This window comes from Nocardioides sp. P5_E3 (assembly GCF_054049275.1).
This window is the reverse complement of record NZ_JBFUMR010000061.1, coordinates 1-5,640: the sequence shown is the minus strand read 5'-3', so window position 1 is coordinate 5,640 and position 5,640 is coordinate 1. Positions and strand designations below refer to the sequence as shown.

5 protein-coding genes are annotated in these 5,640 nt (G+C 73.5%); 4 read left to right on the top strand and 1 reads right to left on the bottom strand.

What is annotated here, in order from left to right:
• From ACXJKB_RS22635 to ACXJKB_RS22620, 4 genes are all read left to right on the top strand, one after another.
• Positions 1 to 397 (top strand): FHA domain-containing protein (locus ACXJKB_RS22635; protein WP_457192461.1); only part of this gene is annotated, 397 nt, incomplete at its 5' end.
• A 36-nt stretch (positions 398 to 433) separates the two neighbouring features.
• The gene (locus ACXJKB_RS22630; RefSeq protein WP_457192459.1) at positions 434 to 2,281 is read left to right on the top strand and encodes a helix-turn-helix domain-containing protein; all 1,848 of its coding nucleotides are present in this window, start codon (positions 434 to 436) and stop codon (positions 2,279 to 2,281) included.
• A 96-nt stretch (positions 2,282 to 2,377) separates the two neighbouring features.
• Positions 2,378 to 3,148, top strand: coding sequence for a 3-hydroxybutyrate dehydrogenase (locus tag ACXJKB_RS22625; RefSeq protein ID WP_457192457.1), 771 nt, complete (start codon positions 2,378 to 2,380; stop codon positions 3,146 to 3,148).
• A gap of 46 nt (positions 3,149 to 3,194) precedes the next feature.
• Positions 3,195 to 4,565 carry an MFS transporter gene (locus ACXJKB_RS22620; protein WP_457192455.1) on the top strand — a complete coding sequence of 457 codons (1,371 nt, stop codon included), beginning with the start codon at positions 3,195 to 3,197 and terminating at the stop codon, positions 4,563 to 4,565.
• Between the two features lie 67 nt (positions 4,566 to 4,632).
• Here the strand turns inward: ACXJKB_RS22620 and ACXJKB_RS22615 are convergent.
• Positions 4,633 to 5,640, bottom strand: a 1,008-nt coding sequence (locus tag ACXJKB_RS22615) for a PA domain-containing protein (protein ID WP_457192453.1), incomplete at its 5' end; no start/stop codon positions are given.

Genomic DNA, 5,640 nt, shown 5'->3' with positions numbered 1-5,640 from the left:
GTCCCACCGTGCGCCCGCACCAGCGCCGCGGCGCGCCCCGGCGCCGGGCACTCCGATGACACCGCCGCGCTGGCGCGTGCACTTCGACAACGGCGAGAGCTTCGTGATCGCCGGCCTCGCGCTGGTCGGGCGCCGTCCCGAGGCGCGCTCGGGCGAGCAGGTGGCCCACCTGATCCCGCTGGCCTCGGCCGACATGTCGGTCTCCAAGACGCACGCCCAGTTCGGCCCCGCACCCGACGGGACGATCGTGGTGATGGACCGCGGCTCGACCAACGGCACGGTCCTGGTGCGCCAGGGCGTCTCGCGCCAGCTGGCGCCGGGCAAGCCTGCGGCGCTTGTCGACGGCGACAAGGTCGTCTACGGCGACCGCGAGATGCTCATCTCCCGAGAGGGCTGAGTCCCGCAGCAGCTCCGACGGGGCAGGATGTCCGACGTGCCGACCTTCCTGGACCTGCTCTACGACGAGGCGCCGCTGGCCGCCTTCGACGAGCACCTCGCGCAGTGCGAGGCGGATCTGGGCGAGGCCGATGCGGCCGTCGTGCGCTCGGAGTACGACGTGGCGGTGCGGCTGCGCGACCTGATGGGCCGGATGCGCTCCCGGGAGGCCGAGCTCTCCGCGCTCTACGAGACCGCCTCCGACCTCACGGCGATCCGCGACGTCGACACCATCCTCGCGGCGATCGTGCGACGCGCGCGTCAGCTCCTGCACTGCGACATGACCTACCTCTCGCTCAACGACGAGGGCGACGGCGCGTCCTACATGAAGGTCACCGACGGAGCGCTGACCCGCGAGTTCCAGACCCTGCGGCTGCCGCTCGGCACCGGCCTGCTGGGCCTGGTCGCGCAGACGGGCGCGGCCTACTTCACGGAGGACTACGCCTCGGACGAGCGGTTCGTGCACCAGGGCTACATCGACCAGGCGGTGGCCGGTGAGCAGATCCGCGCCATCCTCGGCGTGCCTCTGGTCCTCGACGGCGTGGTGATCGGGGCCCTCCTCGCGGTTCACCGGTCCGTGCGCCGCTTCCCGCAGTCGGAGGTCAGCCTGCTCACCTCCTTCGCGGCCCACGCGGTGGTGGCGCTGGAGAACGCCCGCCTGTTCGTCGAGCTCGACGAGGCCAACCGCTCCCTCACCCGGCACACCGAGGCCGTCGACGCCGCCGCGCTGGCCCACGACCGGCTCACCGACCTGCTCATCGGCGGCGGAGGCGTGGCCGAGGTGGCCGAGGTGCTCTCCGGCGTCCTCCACGGCGCGGTGTCGGTCTGGACACCCACCGGCGAGCTGCTGGCGGGGGACGACGCCCCGCAGGCGCGGCCGGACGCGGTGCCCGAGGCGGTGGCCGAGGCGGTGACCTCGGGCCGCTCGGTGGCGACCGGGTCGGGGCTCGTCGCCGCCGCGCTCGCCCGAACCGAGCACGTCGCCACCCTGGTCCTGCGACGCGACGAGCCGCTCGACCTCGCCGGGCGTCGTACGCTCGAGCGCGGAGCGCTGGTCACCGCGCTGGTCCTGCTCTTCGCCCGCTCCGTCACCGACGCCGAGGAGCGCCTCGGCGGCCAGCTCCTCGCCGACCTGCTGGAGTCCGACCCCGACTCGCGCGAGCGGTTGCGCGACCGCGTACGACGCCACAGCGCCAGCCTCGACGGCCCCGTGGTGGTCGCCGCCGCCACGGTGGACGGCGCGGACCGGCACCGCGCAAGCCGCGCCGCCGTGGCCCTCGCGCGGCGCAGCTCCGGCCTGGCCGGCGAGCACCGCGGCGCCGTGGTCGTGGTGGTGCCGAGCGAGGACCCCCGCCGCGTCGGGGTGGACCTGCAGGCGGCCGTGGCCGAGCTCGGGGGAGTGGCGACCGTCGGCGTCGCCGGCACGAGCGACGCGCTCCACGCTGACCGGCTGGTCACGGCCCACGACGAGGCGCGCCGCTGCCTCGACACGCTGGTCCGCCTCGGGCGCCGCGGCGCCGTGAGCGACCCGGCGGGCCTCGGCGTCGCCCGCCTCCTCCTCGGCGACAACGACCCCGCCCACGTCACCGCCTTCATCGAGTCCACGATCGGGCCGGTGCGGGCGTGGGACGAGCGTCGGGGGACCGGACTGGTGGCCACGCTCGAGGCGTGGTTCGCGAGCGGGGGCCACCTCAAGGACACCGCGGTCGCGCTGCACCTGCATCCCAACACCGTGACCCAGCGGCTCGAGCGGGTCGGCGAGCTGCTCGGCGCGGGATGGCGCGAGCCCGAGCGGTCGCTGGACCTGCAGCTCGCGCTCCGGCTGGCCCGCCTGCAGGACGGCTGACACGCCTGACGGTGTGGGTCAGCCACATTCTCAGGCCACAACTGTAGTGATCCTCCCCATGTGCGTTGCGTCACTCCGCTCCCTACGGTGAGGGCCATGACCACCGCCATCCCCGTCGCACCGCCCGCCCTCACCGGACGCCGGGCCCTCGTGACGGGCGCCGCCAGCGGCATCGGTGCGGCGGTCGCGGCGCGGCTCGCCGAGGCCGGCGCCGAGGTCCACCTGCTCGACCGCGACGACGAGGGCGTCGCCAAGGTCGCCGCGCAGGTGCACGGCACCCCGCACGTCGTCGACCTCACCGACGAGGCGGCCATCGCCGCCCTCGACCTCGACGTCGACATCCTCGTCAACAACGCCGGCATCCAGCACGTCGCCCCGGTCGAGGAGTTCGACCCCGAGCGGTTCCGCGCGATCCACGCGCTGATGCTGCACGCGCCGTTCCTGCTCGCGCGTCGCGTCCTGCCCGGGATGTACGCCCGGGGCTGGGGCCGGCTCGTCCACGTCTCGAGCGTCCACGGCCACCGTGCGTCGGCCTACAAGTCGGCGTACGTCAGCGCCAAGCACGGCCTCGAGGGACTGTCGAAGGTCATCGCGCTCGAGGCGGCGGACAAGGGCGTCACCAGCAACACCGTCTGCCCCGGCTACGTCCGCACGCCGCTGGTCGAGGGCCAGCTCACCGACCAGGCGCGCGCCCACGGCATCGCGGAGGACGAGGTCCTCGACTCCGTCCTGCTCGCCCGAACCCCGCTCAAGCGGCTCGTCGAGCCCGAGGAGGTCGCCGACGCGGTGGCCTTCCTGTGCAGCCCGGCCGCCACGTCGATGACCGGGACCTCCCTCTCCCTCGACGGCGGCTGGACCGCCGCCTAGCCCCACCCCGCCACGCCTCCTGATCTCCCCCCATGAAAGGCACGTCATGAGCACCGACACCACCAGCACCGCCGGGCGCGGGGCGTCCGGCACCGAGCCGGAACGCACCAACATCGTCAAGGTCGTCTTCGCCTCGCTGATCGGCACCGCCGTCGAGTGGTACGACTTCTTCCTCTACGGCTCCGCCGCGGCGCTCGTCTTCGGCACGCTGTTCTTCCCCGAGAGCGAGCCCGCCACCGCGACCCTGCTGGCCTTCGGCACCTACGCGCTCGGCTTCGTCGCCCGCCCCCTCGGCGGCATCGTCTTCGGGCACTTCGGTGACAAGGTCGGGCGCAAGAAGATGCTCGTCGCTTCGCTCTTCCTCATGGGCCTCGCAACCGTCGCCATCGGCCTGCTTCCGACGTACGCCTCCATCGGCGTCGCCGCGCCGCTCCTCCTGCTGACCTGCCGCCTGGTGCAGGGCTTCGCGGTGGGTGGCGAGTGGGGTGGCGCCGTCCTGATGGCCGCCGAGCACGGCGACGACTCGCAGCGCGGCTTCTGGTCCTCGTGGCCGCAGGCCGGCGTGGCGCTGGGCAACCTGTTCGCCACCGGTGTGCTGTGGATCCTCGCGGCCGTCCAGTCGGACGCCGCCTTCGAGGCGTGGGGGTGGCGCATCCCGTTCCTGCTGAGCGCCGTGCTGGTCGCGGTCGGCCTGTGGGTGCGCCTGTCGATCGAGGAGTCCCCGGTCTTCACCGAGGCCAAGGCCGAGCTCGAGACCAAGGCGACCCCGCACCTGCCGCTGGTCGAGGTCTTCCGCAAGTACCCCAAGGAGGTCCTGGTGGCCATGGGGATGCGCATGGCCGAGAACATCTCCTACTACCTCTTCACGATCATCTCGATCTCGTTCCTCACGATCTACGCCGGCACCGCCGACGACAAGTCGCTGATCCTCAAGGCGCTGCTGATCGGCTCCGTGGTGCACTTCGTGACCATCCCGCTGATCGGCGCGCTCAGCGACCGTGTCGGGCGTCGACCCCTCTACCTCGCCGGTGCCGTCGGTGTCGCGGCGTGGTCGTGGGTCTTCTTCGACCTGATCGCCTCACGCTCCGAGGGCAAGATCATCCTCGCGATCGTCGTGGGCCTGGTCCTGCACGCGCTGATGTACGCCCCGCAGGCGGCGTTCTTCTCGGAGCTCTTCGGCACCTCGGTCCGCTACACCGGCGCCTCCGTCGGCTACCAGCTCGCCTCGATCTTCGCGGGCGCCCTCGCCCCGATCATCGCGATCGAGCTGCTCGGCGACGCGAGCGAGGGCGTGACCAACGTGCCCAAGGTGGCGATCTACATGACGATCGCGTCGGTGATCACCATCATCGCCGTGCTGGTCGCCAAGGAGACCAAGGCCACCTCGCTGCGCCACGACCGGGTGCTGCAGGACTGAGCCTGCCCGACCCGCTCACGGGCCGTCGTCCCACGTGGACGGCGGCCCGTCGGCGTGCGGGGTCAGGTCAGCGGGTGAGGGCGACCGGCACGCGGGTGACGCCCCCGCTGGCGCCGAGCCAGACGAGCATGCCGTCGTCGAGCCGGCCGGGAGCAGTGGGCCCGGAGACCGTGATCGTGAAGTCGGCCGACTCGCCGGGGGCGAGGCGTACGGCGAGGGGCTGCACCCGCACGCGGTGGGCGGTGAAGCCGCGCGTGGTGACGGAGAAGTACTCCGGGCGGGTGCCGATGTTGGTCACCGTGCGCACCGCGCGGCGCTGCCGCGCCGGCATCAGGAGCGACGTCGTGTTGAGCCGCGCCAAGGAGTGGTGGCGCATCGCGCGGCGCCACTGCTCGGGAGCGACCTCGAGCGCGAGGTTGGCGTCGGGTGCGCGGCTCGGGAGGGCGCCGGCGCCCTGCTCGAGGACGGAGGATCCGGGGATCGGGCGGGCCGACGTCGCCAGGAGCGACCGGACGACCGACGCCGACCGATCGGGGTGCTCACCGAGGACGAGCGCCGCGAGCCCGCTCGCGTGGGCGGTGGCCGCCGAGCTGCCGCTGAAGACGCCCCACGTCCGGCCGGTGGACTCCGGCAGGGCACCGAGCACGGCGTCGCCGTCGGCCACGGCGTCCGGCTTGACCGACGTCCCGCGGGGGTCGCCGGCGGCGCTCCACCGGGCCGTACGTCGCGTCCCGGGGTCACCGGCAATGCGGGAGACCGTCACGCGGGTGTCGGGGTGCCGTGACACCCAGCGGCTGAACGTGCGGCCGGCCGACGCGGACAGGTGGACCGTCGGGACGGAGTGGAGGTCGGCGGTCACCGAGCCGGGACGCCGGTTGACGAGCACCATGGCGCGGCCACCGGCCTGCGCGACGGACTCGGACTTGTCGATGCGCCCGATCCCGCCCCGCTGGCAGACGACGACCCGGTCGGCGACCAGGCGCGAGTCGAGGGCCCCGAGGCGGCACTGCGCGGCCTCGCGTCGCGACGCCCCGGGGGTCGCCGCGTCCTGGGCCAGCACGGCGCGGCCTCGCAC